Annotated in this window: 14 protein-coding genes; 1 reads left to right on the top strand and 13 read right to left on the bottom strand. The window is 70.5% G+C overall.

The window, feature by feature from the left end; all coding sequences use genetic code 11:
* Positions 1 to 82: 82 nt before the first annotated feature.
* Positions 83 to 589, top strand: a complete 507-nt coding sequence (locus tag ACFUJ1_RS21205) for an O-acetyl-ADP-ribose deacetylase (RefSeq protein ID WP_378648015.1) — start codon at positions 83 to 85, stop codon at positions 587 to 589.
* Between the two features lie 36 nt (positions 590 to 625).
* Here ACFUJ1_RS21205 and ACFUJ1_RS21200 read toward each other — a convergent pair whose 3' ends face one another.
* The 13 genes from ACFUJ1_RS21200 to gndA are packed head-to-tail and all read right to left on the bottom strand — an operon-like array spanning position 626 to position 13,457.
* A complete protein-coding gene (locus ACFUJ1_RS21200; protein WP_378648013.1) occupies positions 626 to 1,279 on the bottom strand; it encodes a GAD-like domain-containing protein in 654 nt (217 codons plus the stop codon).
* Between the two features lie 17 nt (positions 1,280 to 1,296).
* Positions 1,297 to 1,845 (bottom strand): NADAR family protein, encoded by a 549-nt coding sequence (locus tag ACFUJ1_RS21195; protein WP_378648011.1) that lies wholly within the window; start codon positions 1,843 to 1,845, stop codon positions 1,297 to 1,299.
* Positions 1,846 to 1,876: 31 nt separating this feature from the next.
* A complete protein-coding gene (locus ACFUJ1_RS21190) occupies positions 1,877 to 2,653 on the bottom strand; it encodes a MerR family transcriptional regulator (RefSeq protein WP_378648009.1) in 777 nt (258 codons plus the stop codon).
* A gap of 41 nt (positions 2,654 to 2,694) precedes the next feature.
* On the bottom strand, positions 2,695 to 4,227 hold the full coding sequence (locus ACFUJ1_RS21185; RefSeq protein ID WP_378648007.1) for a flavin-containing monooxygenase: 1,533 nt from the start codon (positions 4,225 to 4,227) through the stop codon (positions 2,695 to 2,697).
* Positions 4,224 to 5,123, bottom strand: a complete 900-nt coding sequence (locus ACFUJ1_RS21180; protein ID WP_378648170.1) for a ferritin-like domain-containing protein — start codon at positions 5,121 to 5,123, stop codon at positions 4,224 to 4,226. The genes ACFUJ1_RS21185 and ACFUJ1_RS21180 overlap by 4 nt, the downstream gene beginning before the upstream one ends.
* A 39-nt stretch (positions 5,124 to 5,162) precedes the next feature.
* The gene (locus ACFUJ1_RS21175; protein WP_378648005.1) at positions 5,163 to 6,161 is read right to left on the bottom strand and encodes an alpha/beta hydrolase; all 999 of its coding nucleotides are present in this window, start codon (positions 6,159 to 6,161) and stop codon (positions 5,163 to 5,165) included.
* Positions 6,162 to 6,219: 58 nt separating this feature from the next.
* Complete coding sequence (locus tag ACFUJ1_RS21170; RefSeq protein ID WP_378648003.1) at positions 6,220 to 7,233, bottom strand: fused (3R)-hydroxyacyl-ACP dehydratase subunits HadA/HadB; 1,014 nt, start codon at positions 7,231 to 7,233, stop codon at positions 6,220 to 6,222.
* Positions 7,234 to 7,272: 39 nt separating this feature from the next.
* Complete coding sequence (locus ACFUJ1_RS21165) at positions 7,273 to 8,247, bottom strand: protein kinase family protein (protein ID WP_378648001.1); 975 nt, start codon at positions 8,245 to 8,247, stop codon at positions 7,273 to 7,275.
* Between the two features lie 59 nt (positions 8,248 to 8,306).
* Positions 8,307 to 9,299: an NAD-dependent epimerase/dehydratase family protein gene (locus ACFUJ1_RS21160; protein WP_378647999.1), complete on the bottom strand. Its 993-nt coding sequence runs from the start codon at positions 9,297 to 9,299 to the stop codon at positions 8,307 to 8,309.
* A gap of 54 nt (positions 9,300 to 9,353) precedes the next feature.
* Entirely contained in the window at positions 9,354 to 9,911 is a 558-nt protein-coding gene (locus ACFUJ1_RS21155; RefSeq protein WP_378647997.1) for a TetR/AcrR family transcriptional regulator, read from the bottom strand.
* 32 nt (positions 9,912 to 9,943) lie between these two features.
* A complete protein-coding gene (locus ACFUJ1_RS21150; RefSeq protein ID WP_378647995.1) occupies positions 9,944 to 11,395 on the bottom strand; it encodes a DHA2 family efflux MFS transporter permease subunit in 1,452 nt (483 codons plus the stop codon).
* Positions 11,396 to 11,405: 10 nt separating this feature from the next.
* Positions 11,406 to 11,981, bottom strand: a complete 576-nt coding sequence (locus tag ACFUJ1_RS21145) for an NADPH-dependent FMN reductase (protein ID WP_378647993.1) — start codon at positions 11,979 to 11,981, stop codon at positions 11,406 to 11,408.
* Positions 11,982 to 12,014: 33 nt separating this feature from the next.
* Positions 12,015 to 13,457, bottom strand: coding sequence for an NADP-dependent phosphogluconate dehydrogenase (gene gndA / locus ACFUJ1_RS21140; protein WP_378647991.1), 1,443 nt, complete (start codon positions 13,455 to 13,457; stop codon positions 12,015 to 12,017).
* Positions 13,458 to 13,539: the final 82 nt, after the last annotated feature.

Genomic DNA, 13,539 nt, shown 5'->3' with positions numbered 1-13,539 from the left:
GTGCAATCTTTCGACGTTCGCGGGCACAGCCACCCGGTCGGCAGGATTTCGCCTCGTCGCCGGAAGTGACGACAATGGCGTCATGGTCGAACTCGTGCTGGTCCGGGGCGATATCACCGAGCAGGATGTGGACGCGGTGGTGAATGCGGCGAATTCGTCACTGCTCGGCGGCGGGGGCGTCGACGGGGCCATTCACCGCAGGGGTGGTCCGGCGATCCTGTCCGCGTGCAGGGACCTGCGGGCGTCGCAGTACGGGAAGGGGTTGCCGACCGGGGAGGCCGTCGCGACTACCGGCGGTGATCTGCCCGCGCGATGGGTGATCCACACGGTCGGGCCGGTGTGGTCGGCGCAGAACGACCGATCGGAGCTGCTGGCTTCCTGCTATCGCGAGTCGCTGCGGGTGGCGGACGAGTTGGGTGCGCGAACGGTCGCGTTCCCCGCCATCTCCACCGGGATCTACGGCTGGCCGATCGATGACGGTGCCCGCATCGCGGTCGAGACCGTTCGGGCCGCCGACACCGCGGTGCGGGAGGTGCGTTTCGTCCTGTTCGGCCCCGCGGCCTATGACGCCTTCGCCGCCGCGGTGTGATGGCGAGAAATTCCGCACCCGGTGCGGAAGACACCTTCAGTCGAGCGTGACTTCGGGTTCCTGGAGCGCGAGCAGCGCGGCCAGCTCGGTGACGGCGTCGGCGAGCACCGCGTGCTCGGCACGGATGGCACCGTCCTCCTGGATGCGCGGTGCGAAACTGTAGACGGTGTCGTGCGAGGTGCGCCCCAGCCGCTCGACGATCCGCCCGAACAGCTCCTCCTGCAGGTCGAAGCCCTCGGTCGGGTGGTCGGCGTCGACCAGGAACTGATCGTCCGGGAAGGTCAGGAGATCGGTGATCCCCATATCGATCCACTCCTGCCCGGCCAGCGTTTCGGGCCGGAACAGGTGGACGCCGGAGAAGAGCGGGTCGATGTCGATCTTCTGTCCCAGTCCGGGCCGGAAGCAGTAGATCTTGCCGTAGGCGGTCCGGAAGATCGGAATCCGATCGCCGGCGTACTCGGCGGGAAGCTGGACACTCGCCAGCCAGGCATCCACGATCGGCTGCCAGCGGTGCGGATCGCAGGCCCACAGCAGCCCGTCCCCGAACCCGCCGAACCCGAGCTCCCGCCACAGGTCGAACATGAGCTCGGGGAGCCGCCCCGCGTACTCGGCGAAGTAGCTCTCCGGCACCGGAATCGGGTCGATCGGGTCACCGTGCCTGGACAGCAGGTCGAGCAGTTCGATACGCACCGCCCGCATCCTGCCAGTCACTCCGCCCGTAGCGCGCCCCTGGCCGCCATGAGCGCGAACCCGAGCAAGTTCAGCCCCTGCCAGCTCCCGGGATCGTCGGAGCGCGGATCGTCACCGGCGAGCCCGATACCCCACACCCGGTCCACCGGACTCGCCTCCACCAGCACCCGTTCCCCGGTCCCGAGCAGATAGTCCCGCAACTCCGGGTGCGCCCCGAACTTGGCGGTGCTGCCCGCGACCACGACGGCGTACCGGTGCTCGTCCCACACCGCGTCGTCGAACCCGGGCACCGTGCGCCCCAGATCCTTGGCCTGCTTGGGATGCCCGGCGGCGAGCACTCGCGCGGCCACCTCGTCGGCGCCGAAAAGCGTTGCCTTGCGCCACATCATGTAGTGCTCGGCGGTAGCGAAGGACACCCCCTCGACCTCGAACGCGGCCGGCCACCACTGACTCAGGCAACTCGCGCCGATACTCCCGTCGGCCCGCGGCCGATGTCCCCAGAACTTCAGATACTTCACCCGCTCACCGGCCGCGACGGCGGCGGTCAGCTCCTGCACCGATCGCATCCGAGCAGTGTGCCGCCCGCACCCACCGCTGTCACTCGATATTCACGCGCCCGACCCGATTCCCGGCCGCCACCTCCAGATACGCCCCGAGCTCCGCCCGAAGCACCTGCTCCAGCGCCTGCGCGAAGGTGCTCTGTACGACGCTCATGCCCAGCTCACGCAGGTGCTCGAGCAGCGCGGTGGTCGCCGCGATCTCGGCGGCGGAGTCGGGCAGCCACCCGGGCCCGTGCTGGGCGACGATCTGCTCCTCGGCGGTGGTGATCATGAGCCGCGCGATCTCCTCCACCTTGGGCATCATGGCCGCGAAGACGTCGATGAGGCGGTGCAGGTCGAAGCCGTAGCGGTGCAGGGCGGCGAAGGTTTCCAGCAGTTCGGGGCGGGTGAACTCGACCAGGTCGTCGTCGATCCGGGCGAGGCCGAGCTCGGCGAGGCGGTGCAGGTCGTGGTCGGCGACCGGGCGGTCGTCGTCGCCGCCGAGGAAGGCGTGCACGAGCTCGCGCGGCACCGTCACCGGGTCGCCCGCCTTGCCCCAGGTGGCGGTGACGGCGTGCTGCAGGCCGAGGATCTCGGTGAGGTCCTTGCCGGTCTCCCAGCTCATGATGAAGTCGGCGATGTGCCCGGTGGTGAAGCCGCGCTGCAGCAGCGCGTCGATGATCTTGAGCCGGGCCAGGTGCGAGTCGTCGTAGATGAGCGCGCGGCCGCTGCGCCTGGCGGGGGTGGGCAGCAGGCCGCGCTCCTGGTACGCGCGCACATTGCGGGAGGTGGTGCCCGCGGCCCTGGCGAGATCGTCGATGCGGTACTCCGCCATCGCCCGCCGTCCTTCCGTCGCCCCGCTACCCGGCCTCGACCTTAGCCGAACGGCACCGCGATCCCGGGCTCGGCGCGAACCGGCTGCCGCGGGGTGAGCACGTAGTCGTCCAGGTCGACGGTCGCCAGTTCGCGCACGTACTGGGTGCCGAACCCGGGGTACATGGTGGCGTTGAAGCCGTCCTCGGTCAGGTACCAGCTGCGGCAGCCGGAGTTCCAGGTGGTCGAGGCGAGCCTGCGCTGCAGCCGCGCGTTGTACCGGTCCTGCACCTCCCGGCGCACCTCGAGCCCGCGCAGGTCGCGGCTCAGCAGCACGCCGATAGCCGCGGAGAGGTACTCGAGCTGCGCCTCCATGTAGACCAGCGCGGAGTTGTGCCCCGGCCCCGAGTTCGGGCCGAAGGTGAGGAACAGGTTGGGGTAGCCGGCCACGGTGATGCTCTTGTACGCGTACGCCCCGCCGCTCCACTCGGCCGCCAGCTCGCGGCCGCCGCGCCCGCGCACCGGGATCGGCGTGCCCTGCTTGGAGACCTCGAATCCGGTGGCGAGCACCAGGCAGTCGGCGCGGTGCTCGATGCCCTCGGCGGTGCGGATGCCGTTCGCGTGGATCCCGGCGATCGGCCAGGTGACGAGCTTGCAGTTGGGCTGCTGCAGCGCCGGGTAGTACTCGCTGCTCATGAGCAGCCGCTTGCACCCCGCCCGGAAGTCGGGCGTGAGCTGGCGGCGCAGCCACGGGTCGCGCACCTGGGCCCGCAGGTGCGCCCGCGCGACCGACTCGACCACCCTGGTCAGCGGCGAGTTCCAGACCACACCGAGCGCCACCGACTCGTGACCCCAGAACCACGCCTCCCGCGCCAGCTTCTCACCCGCGGGAACCTGCCGGTAGAGCTCGCGCAGCAGCGGCGAGGTCCGGTGGTTCAGCCGGGGCAGCACCCAGCCCGCGGTGCGCTGGAAGACCCGCACCGACTCCGCCCGCCGCACCAGCTCCGGCACGATCTGCACGGCACTGGCTCCGGTGCCGACCACGGCGACCCGCTTGCCCGCGAAGTCGTACTCGTGGTCCCAGCGCGCGCTGTGGACGACCTTGCCCTCGAACCGGTCCAGTCCGGGGATGTCCGGGTAGCCGGGCTCGGCGAGCGGCCCCGAGGCCAGCACCACGCTGCGCGCCCACAGCGTCGGCTGGTCCGCGAGCGACACCTCCCACAACCCGCTCGGCTCGTCCCAGGCGATCCCGGTGACGGTGTGACCGAAGCGGATGAGCTGCCGCACGCCGAACTCGTCGGCCATGTGCTCGATGTAGCGCAGGATCTCGGCGCTGCCGGAGTAGGTCCGCGACCAGTCGGGGTTCGGCGCGAAGCTGTAGGAGTAGAGCCGGGACGGGATGTCGCAGGCGGCGCCGGGGTAGGTGTTGTCCCGCCAGGTGCCGCCGATCCTGCTGTCCCGCTCCAGCACCGCGACATTGCGGATGCCCTTCTGCCGCAGCCGGATCGCGGCGCCGATGCCGGCGAACCCGGCGCCGATCACCACCGCGTCCAGCGGCGAGCCGCCGCGCCCGGGCAGGGCCGTCACGCCGCTCACGCGACCGGCTCGTAGGTGAGCTCCTGCGACCAGCTGGGCTGCTTCGCGAGGAAACGCTGCGGGATCCGGGCGGTGAGCTTCACCATGGCGTCCGCGAAGAGGTGGTAGGGGTGGTCGCGGTCGATCACCCAGTCGCCGTGCATCTTCACGATCCGGTACATGGGCACCCGGTTGGCCTGCGGCATCCGCTCGCCGACCTGCTTGAACTTGCGCATGGCCGAGTAGAGCTTCTCCTCGTCCACGCCCATGGCGACGATGTTGTCGCGCATCTTGTTGAGCAGCGGCACGTAGCTGAGCACCCCGACGATGAACGACGGCTTCGCCCAGCCGCCGACCAGCTCGATGGCGAGCTTCCGCGTGCCGGAATGCCCGAGCAGCTCCATGACCGCGTAGTCGGTGGCCAGGTGCCGCGATTCGTCGGCGTTGATCTTCTTGAAGACCTCCTGCGCCACCGGGTCCTCGATCTCGTCGGTGACGAACTTGATCAGCGCGCCGTCCAGCGCCACCTCGAGCATGGGGATGACGGTGCCCAGGAAGGACAGCGACATCTCGTCGGCGTGCTTGTCCAGGAAGTCGATCACCAGCTTGACGTTGATGTTCGGCTCGGGGATCTCGTCGCCGTCGAGCATGCCCCAGCGCCGCATGAGCGCGAGCTCGGCGTTGGCGTGCCGCTGCTCCTCGGCGTGGAAGTAGCGGTAGATCTGTTTCAGGGTCTCGGTGGGGGCCTTGGTGGCCATGGCGGCGAAGCCGCGGGCGCCGACGTTCTCGATCCACATGAGGTCGGCCATGAAGGGTTTGAGCTTGGCGTGCAGGGCGGGGTCGATGAGTTCGGCGCCGGGGGCGTCCCAGTCGAACTCGGCCAGCGCCCACTGCTTGGCCTTGATCTTGGCGAGCATGGAGTCGAAGTCCACGGCGGTTCTCCTGTCGGTGCGAGGTCAGGCCGGGCGGGCGATCGGGGCGTCGGCCTGGGCCAGGGAGGTGGCGACGAAGGTCGCGGTGTGGTGCAGCGCGGCGATGGCCTCGGGGACCAGCAGCGGCAGCGCCTGGAAGACGTGGATGCGACCGGGCCACAGCTGCAGCTCGCAGCGCTGCCCGGCGGCGGTGAGCATGGCGTGCAGGTGCCTGGCGTCGCCGGCCAGCATCTCCTCGGCGGCGGCCTGCACGAAGAACGGCGGCAGCACCGCGCCCTGCCGCGCCGTGAGCCGCAGCCGAGGCGAGTCGAGCTGCTGGCCCTCGGTGTACAGCGCGAGCATGGGCCGCCCGGTGGTCGCGGGCGCCATCGGGTCGGGGCGGGCCCGGTCGTGCTCCTCGGCGAGCGCGAAGGTGAGGTCCATGAGCGGCGAGAAGCAGAAGACGCCCGCGGGCTGCGGCGTGCCCTGCTCGGCCAGCTGCAGCACCAGGTCGAGCGCGAGGTGACCGCCTGCCGAGTCGCCGCCGATCACGAGATCACCCGGCCGGTGACCGCTGCCGAGCAGGTACGCGTACCCGGCGGCGATGTCGTCGGCGGCGGCCGGGAAGCGATGCTCCGGCGCGAGCCGGTAGTCGACGACGAAGACCGGCAGCCCGGTCGCCGCGGAGAGCCGCGAGGCGAGGCCGCGGTGCGTGCGCGCCGAGCAGATGACGTAGCCGCTGCCGTGGATGAAGTAGATCGCGCGCGCCCCCTCGGCGACGCCCGCGGCGCGCACCCACTCGCCGCGCACCCCCGGTTCGCGCACCTGCCGCACCTTCGTGCCCGGCAGCACCGGCCCGAACGCCGCCATGAGCCCCGCGACGATCTGCCTGCCCGCGAAGATCCCGGCGGCATTGAGCGGCAGCGCGCCGTTCAGGTGCCGCAGGCTGCGGGCGGAGAGCTCCGCCGCGACCCGGCTGCGCAGTGATGCCGCGGCCGGGACCGGCCTGGCCCGCGAGGTCACCGTCGACCGTGGGGTTGTCATGCCCAACAGCATCAGCCCCCTATGTGCCATTTGTCAATGGCACATAGGGGGGAGGTGTTCAGGCGAGGCGGACCTCGGCCGTGGCGAGCCCGAAGATCTTGCGCCCCGCCGACTTGGCGATGATGACCACGACGGCCGTCCCCGCCTCGGCATCGACCGACTTCACCCGCCCGGTGAACTCCACCGTCCCGGCCTCGAGCGCCTCGATGACGGTGTAGTTCGACAGCCGGACCCCGTAGCGGAGCACCGCGCCCGGGTCGCCGAGCCAGCCGGTGACGAACCCCGCGCCGAGCCCCATGGTGAGCATGCCGTGCGCGATCACGTCGGGCAGCCCCGCCAGCGCGGCGATCCCGTTGTGCCAGTGGATGGGGTTCGCGTCCCCGGAGACCCCGGCGTAGTTCACCAGGTCACCGCGGGTCAGCTGCACGGTCCGAGCGGGCAGTTCGTCCCCCGCGGCAACCTCGGACAGGCGGATCGCCGTGCGCGGGGTGCGCGTGCGCGACTCGGGCGAGAGGCGCGGCTCTTCGGCAGCGCCGGTCGGCGGCTCGTCGGCGACGGTGGTCGTGCCGAGCCCGCTCATGATCACCCGCTCGATCGCCCCGCTCACGTCCGCGGCGACGTCCTCGCTGGTCAGCCCCACGACGGTGGTGTGCATGACCTGCGCGACCTCGCCGGCCCGATCGCTGAACGTATTGGTGATCGTGAGCAGGTCCTTCCCGCCGATCCGGCGCACCGAGGACAGCTCGACATCGCTGACCAGCCGGTCGCCGGTGAGCACCGGCCTGTGCATCTCGAAGACCTGGTCGGTCTGCACGATCACGGCGTACCCGGCCAGCACGGTCTCCAGCAGCTTGCGATTGGCCAGCATGGCGACGGTGGAGATGAAGGTGGTCGGCGCGATCAGCCCCCGGTACCCGAGCTCGGCGGCGGCGTCCTCGCTCCAGTGCGCCGGGTGGAAGTCCTGTACCGCCCGCGCGTACTCGCGGATCTTCTCCCGCCCCACCTCGTAGAAGTCGTCCGCACGGTAGCGATACCCCACCAGCCCGGCCACATCGAATGCCGCTTCCACCACAGTTTTCCTCCGAGATTCCACGCGTGAAGGGTCACCCTCTCACATCGCCGCCCCGCTCAGAAGGCGGCGGACCTCCCGGTCCGGATAGGGGGAGCTGCGGCTCTCGTCCAGGAACCCGCGGAAGAAGGGGGCCATCGCCGCGGCGAACGGGGCGTTCCGGAGGAGGACCGCCGCGACCTCGTCGGGTACGCCTCGCGGCCGCTCTCCCGCGGCGAAGGCGCGCACAAGTCCGCCCCGGTCCTGCTGCCCGAAATGCGCGGTGACCAGCCAGTTCGCCAGGTAGCTCGCGGTGTAGCCGCGGTCGTAGCTCCGGTTGCGGTCGAAGAACGCGGTCTCCTCGGGCGCGAGGTCGAACGCGGTGCTGAGCGCGAGGCCGTAGTCGGCGAAGTAGAGGCGGTGCCCGTCGGTCAGGATGTTGTCGAAGTGCGCGTCGAGGTGCAGCAGCCCGCGGCTGTTCATGAACTCGGCGCCCGCGGCCAGTTCCCGCTCCACCACGGTGCCGGCTCGGCCGCCGGCCTCGAGCCATTCGCGCAAGGTCTGCGGGATGTTCTCGAGGAAGAGCGCGATGCTCGCCGAGGAGTCCCGCATGGCCTCGATCCGATGGCGCACCTGCGGCCGGTCGCCCCAGTAGGTGACGGCGCGGTCGATGTCGGTCAGCTCCTCGGGCAGCGGCGTCGTGTCCGGCAGCACCCGCCAGTGATACATCAGCGGGAAACCCTCGTATTCGGCGGCGAGCACCCAGTTCGTCGTCATGGTGTGGACGGCGAGTTCGCGCCAGGCCCCGAAGCCCGGCGAGCCGATGCGGCCGACGCCGTACTGGCAGAAGAGCGGCAGATCGAACAGGTTCGCCGTCGACCGGACGTGCTCGGGCTGCCGTTCCAGGTCGGTGAGCGGTACGCGCTTCACGAAGACCGAAATGCCGTCGACCTCGAGCAGCGCCGCTTTCCCGCCGATCCCGGCGCCGATCGGCGTAGCCGTATCCACCAGGTCGCGCAGCGCGTGATCACTGAGCATCCCCAGGGCCGTGGAAACGGCACTGTGGGCCCGCAGGCGCGCGGGATCGTCGGCGCGGCTCACGAACTTCTCGACTTCGTCACCACCGATGACATTCGAGTACCTTCCTCCCCGAACCCGCTGTCCATCAGGTGATCCGCCCACTCCCGCAACACTGTCTCGGTGGGCGGCATCACCAGCCCCGCCCGCGCGGCGAACGCCTGCGCGGTGGAGGTGTCGTACCGATCCTCGGACAGAAAGGCCAGCCGCTCGCGATCCACCCCGGTGAGCGCGGCAGGCAACCTCCGCAACACCCCCAGCGGAACGGTGAAGCGCGGTGCGGGCACGTCGAGATGCGCTGCCAGGAAACGGATCAGGTCGGGCAGCGCGGGGCTGTCCGGGTCGAGCACGGTGTAGGCGGCACCCGCTGTCTCGGGGTACTCCGGAATCCGCGCGAGGAACTCCGCGAAGTAGCCGAGCTCCACGATCGGCACCAGGGTGCGCCGCCCACCCGGGATGGCGGGCAGCTTCCCCTGCCACAGGTCACGCACCATCTCGGCCAAGCCGATGTACTGCCCGGGACCGAGGACCGTACTCGGATTCGCCACCGTGACCGGGACATTCAACTCCGCGGCCCGCTGCCACAGCGCCCGGTCACCCTCGGTCTTGGACGCCTCGTACGCGCCGGCGCGGTAGTCGGGCCGATGCCCTGGAACGGACACCCGATACCCGCTCACGTGCACCAGCCTGCGCAGCGCGGGCAGCCGCGCCGCCCACTCCAGCACGTGCACCGCCCCGTCGACGTTCACCGCCCTGGCGTCGGCGGCATCGAGGCCGAAGGCGAAGCGCGCGGCGCAGTTGTAGACGTCCTGGACAGCGAGAGAATCTATCGGTCCGAGATCGGGTTTCGTGATGTCCGCGGCGACCACGGTCAGATCCGGATGCCGGATACGCACCCGGGATTCACTGCCCGGCCGCACCGCGGCGATCACCGTCCGGCCCTCGTCCAGCAACCGGGCGACGAGCGCGCTACCGATGAACCCGGCGGCGCCGAAGACGATACTGTCGGCCACAAGAACTCCTTGATTGACTGGTCTACATATTTTCGGGCCACGCGAAAACCGCGCTCAGCTCAGCAACACCCGCGCCGTGCGCAGAGCGCGATCCAACGGCTTCCGACTGCGCTGGGTCTGAGCGAGCAGCAACGCCCCCTCGATCAGGGCGAGCAGCGACGACGCGAGATCGTCGGCATCATCCCGCCCGGCAGCGACCAACCCGAGCCGAATCATCTCGGTCCACCGCGCGAAAACCTCCGCACAGGCCCGCTGGATGGGATCGTGCGTCCCGGAGACCTCCAGCGCGACCGCCGCGATCGGACACCCGCACTCCCACCCGGACTCCTCGAGCCGATCCCCGAACGCGCCGAGCACCGCGCCGACAGCACCGACCGGATCACTCGGATCCACCTCGGCCAGCACCGCCTCGACCACAGCGGCCGCCTCCCGAACCGCCTCGGCCACCAATTCGTCCTTCCCGCCGGGGAAGTGGAAGTACAGCGATCCGCGCGGGGTGCCGCTGTCCGCCAGAATCTGGTTCAACCCGGCACCGAAGTAGCCGCGCCGCTCGATCGAGGCGAGCGTCGCGGCCACCATGCGCTGCCGGGTCTCGGCACCCTTGCTACCCATGACCCAAAAGTAGACCGGTCATCATATTTATGTCAACCCCGACGCCGCGGCAGCAGCAGCGCCGGGATCACCGCCAGCGCCATGAGTACGGGCGCGACCAGGTACGAGTCCTGGAAGGCCCGCGCCAGCGCGGGCGCCAGTGCGGCCTGCGCTTCCGCGCCCATGTGGTGCAGCGCCTGCAATCCGCCGTCGACCGGGAGCAGCGCGGCCAGTACCACCGAGGTGACGGCGGTGCCGATGGCGAGCGCGGTGGTGTTGACCATGTTCACCGTCGTGGTCCCGCTCGCCTGCTGCTCCGGCGCGAGATTGCGGGTGGCGACCGTGATGGCTGGCATCATCGTCCCGCCGCCGCCCGCCCCCATCAGCAGCATGGCCGCGCACAGCCCCCAGTAGGAGGCGTCCGCGTCGAGCTGCGCCCGGAAGAGCAGGAAGCCGAGCAGCCCGACCCCGATCGACACCGGCAGGTAGCGCCCCGGCGGCACCCGGTCGATGAGCCGCCCCGCCACCTGCATGGCGCACCCGGACGCCAGCGCGAACGGAATCCCGAGCGCACCCGCGACCATGGCCGACTCCCCGCGCACCACCTGGAAGTACAGCGGCAGCAACAGCATCGACCCGAAGTACCCGGCCGCGAACAACCCGAGCACCGCCGCGGCCGCCGCCACCGACCGGTTGCGCAGCACCCGCAGGTCGAGCAGCGGATTCTCCGCGGTGAACCCGCGATACCCGAACGCCGCCACCAGCGCAGCCCCGATCAGCAGGGGGCCGAGCACGGCGGGTGCGGCGAAACCGCCGCGCTCACCCGCCGCGGTGACGCCGTAGATGAGCAGCGCCAGCCCTGGCGACATCAGCGCGAGCCCGATCAGGTCGAGCGGCTTGCGCGGCTCGGGCACGTCGGCCGGGAAGACGCGCACGGCGAGCAGTACCACCAGCGCCGCGACCGGGACGTTCACGAAGAACATCCAGCGCCAGGAGATCTCGTCGATCAGGTACCCGCCGAGCACCGGCCCGGCCAGCGGGCCGACCAGGATGGCCAGCCCGAGCGTGCTCATCAACCGGCCGAGCCGCTCCGGGGTGGCCGCGGCGGCGCGCAGCAGGATCGTCATGCCGACCGGCATGAGCAGCCCGCCGCCGACGCCCTGCAGCACCCGGAAGGCGATGAGCGAGCCGATGTCCCAGGCCAGCCCGGCCAGCAGCGAACCGAGCGCGAAGAAGACCACCGCGAAGAGGTAGAGCCGCTTGGCACCGAACCGCCCGATCGCCCAGGCCGAGGCGGGCACCACCGCGCCGAGCGCCAGCGCGTAGCCAGTGGTCACCCACTGGATGGTGGAGAGCGGCGCGTCGAAGTCGATGGAGAGCCGGTGGATGGCGACATTGACGATGGTCTGGTCCAGCGTCGACATGATCGAGCCGACCACGAGGACCAGCGCGACCGTCATCGGATTGCGCTCGGCGACGACGGGTTCGGTCAGGGTGTTCGTCACGGGCTCGCCCTCAGCTGCCGTAGGGGCGGTCGGCGCGGGCGGTGCGCAGCGCCTCGCCCCACCAGACGAGCTGGTTCAGCAGCGTGGTGGCGGCGGCGTCGGACTCGGGGTCGGCGCGCAGGCGGCCGCCTTCGGCGCGGTCCCACGGATTGTGGAAGCTCACGGTGTCGCGCACGGTCACGGCGTGCAGCTCGGCGAAGACTCCGCGCAGGTGCTCCACCGCGCGCAGCCCGCCGGAGACGCCGCCGTAGCTGACGAAAGCGACCGGCTTGGCGCGCCATTCGGCCGAGTGCAGGTCGATCAGGTTCTTCAGGGAGCCGGGGTAGCTGTGGTTGTACTCGGGGGTGACGACGACGAAGGCGTCGGCGGCGGCCAGCGCGGCCGCGGCCGGAGCCAGCCCCGGAGCCGGGGCGCCGAAGGAGTGCGGCAGCTCGGTATCGCCGACGTCGACGACAGCGGGGGTCAGCTCAGGACGCGCGCGAACGCGGTCCAGGAACCACTCCGCCACGGCCGGGCCGAGCCGGCCCGGCCTGGTGCTGCCGACGACGACGGCGATCTGCAGTGGTTCGGTCACGGTGGAGTTCATGGCTCCACCGTGACCCCTCAACCATTGTTGAGGTCAAGCGGATACTTCGCTGCGGTCCCCGCTCCACAGCGTGTGGAACTTGCCTTCGGCGTCGGTGCGCTCGTAGGTGTGGGCGCCGAAGAAGTCGCGCTGGCCCTGGGTGAGGGCGGCGGGCAGGCGTTCGGCGCGCAGCGCGTCGTAGTAGGAGAGCGAGGAGCCGAAGGCCGGTACCGGGATTCCGAGCAGGGTCGCGGTCGAGACGACTCGGCGCCAGCTGTCGATGCCGGTCTCGATCGCGTCCCGGAAGTAGGGGTCCAGGATGAGGCTCGGCAGCTCCGGGTTCCGGTCGTAGGCCTCGGTGATCCGGTTGAGGAAGCGCGCCCGGATGATGCAGCCGCCGCGCCAGATCCGGGCCAGGTCACCGGGGGTGAGGTTCCAGCCGTACTCGGCGCTGCCCGCGGCGATCTGGTCGAAGCCCTGGGCGTAGGCGATCACCTTGGAGGCATACAGCGCGCGGCGGATGTCCTCGGTGAAGGTCTCGGCATCGGTGGGCTTGTCCGCCAGCGTCCCGGAGGCGAGGCCCTGGGCGGCCTTGCGCTGGGCGCGGGAGCCCGAGATGGCGCGGGCGAAGACCGCCTCGGCGATCCCGGTCACCGGAATACCAAGGTCGAGGGCGGATTTCACGGTCCAGCGGCCGGTGCCCTTCTGCTCGGCGGCGTCCACGATCACATCGACCAGGGCTTTGCCGGTCTTGGCGTCGACCTGGTTGAGCACCTCGGCGGTGATCTCGACCAGGTAGCTCTCCAGATCACCGGTGTTCCACTGGGTGAACACATCCGCGATCTGCTTGGCGTCGTAACCCAGCGCCTCGCGGAACAGGTGGTAGGCCTCGCCGATGAGCTGCATGTCGGCGTACTCGATACCGTTGTGCACCATCTTCACGAAGTGCCCGGAGCCGTCCGGGCCGATGTGGGTGCAGCACGGCGTCCCGTCGACCTGCGCGGCGATCGACTCCAGCAGCGGACCCAGCGACTCGTAGGACTCCGCCGGGCCGCCCGGCATGATCGAGGGCCCGTTCAGCGCGCCCTCCTCGCCGCCGGAGATACCCGCGCCGACGAAGTTCAGCCCGCGTTCGCGCAGGGCGGCTTCGCGCCGGATGGTGTCGGTGTAGAGGGCGTTGCCGCCGTCGATGATGATGTCGCCGGTCTCCATCGCCGAGGCGAGCTCCTCGATCACGGCGTCGGTGGCATCGCCCGCCTTGACCATGATCAGCACCCGGCGCGGCTTCTCCAGGGCGTCGATCAGCTCGGCGATGGTCTCGGTGCGCACGAAATCGCCGTCGCCGGAGTGCTCGGCCAGCAGCGCGTCGGTCTTGGCGATACTGCGGTTGTGCAGCGCGACGGTGTAGCCGTGCCGCGCGAAGTTCCGGGCGATATTGCTGCCCATGACCGCGAGGCCGGTGACCCCGATCTGTGCACGCGCGGTGGGGTTCGTCATGAACCAGCTCTCCTCGTTCGACGGTGGTTGGTGGCGGCGCGGGACCGCACGCTTCTTCTTACCCTGCGCCGCCACCGGCGCC

It is taken from the genome of Nocardia sp. NPDC057227, assembly GCF_042669725.1.
Lineage (GTDB): Bacteria > Actinomycetota > Actinomycetes > Mycobacteriales > Mycobacteriaceae > Nocardia > Nocardia asteroides_A.
This window is presented reverse-complemented; position numbering and strand designations above follow the sequence as displayed.

What these genes read in the sequence shown, in the direction of transcription:
- ACFUJ1_RS21205 (WP_378648015.1), top strand. Translation starts at nt 83, where the DNA reads ATGGTCGAACTCGTGCTGGTCCGGGGCGATATCACCGAGCAGGATGTG.
- ACFUJ1_RS21195 (WP_378648011.1), bottom strand. Translation starts at nt 1,845, where the DNA reads ATGCGATCGGTGCAGGAGCTGACCGCCGCCGTCGCGGCCGGTGAGCGG.
- ACFUJ1_RS21190 (WP_378648009.1), bottom strand. Translation starts at nt 2,653, where the DNA reads ATGGCGGAGTACCGCATCGACGATCTCGCCAGGGCCGCGGGCACCACC.
- ACFUJ1_RS21180 (WP_378648170.1), bottom strand. Translation starts at nt 5,123, where the DNA reads ATGCTCGCCAAGATCAAGGCCAAGCAGTGGGCGCTGGCCGAGTTCGAC.
- ACFUJ1_RS21175 (WP_378648005.1), bottom strand. Translation starts at nt 6,161, where the DNA reads ATGACAACCCCACGGTCGACGGTGACCTCGCGGGCCAGGCCGGTCCCG.
- ACFUJ1_RS21165 (WP_378648001.1), bottom strand. Translation starts at nt 8,247, where the DNA reads ATGCTCAGTGATCACGCGCTGCGCGACCTGGTGGATACGGCTACGCCG.
- ACFUJ1_RS21155 (WP_378647997.1), bottom strand. Translation starts at nt 9,911, where the DNA reads ATGGGTAGCAAGGGTGCCGAGACCCGGCAGCGCATGGTGGCCGCGACG.
- ACFUJ1_RS21145 (WP_378647993.1), bottom strand. Translation starts at nt 11,981, where the DNA reads ATGAACTCCACCGTGACCGAACCACTGCAGATCGCCGTCGTCGTCGGC.
- gndA (WP_378647991.1), bottom strand. Translation starts at nt 13,457, where the DNA reads ATGACGAACCCCACCGCGCGTGCACAGATCGGGGTCACCGGCCTCGCG.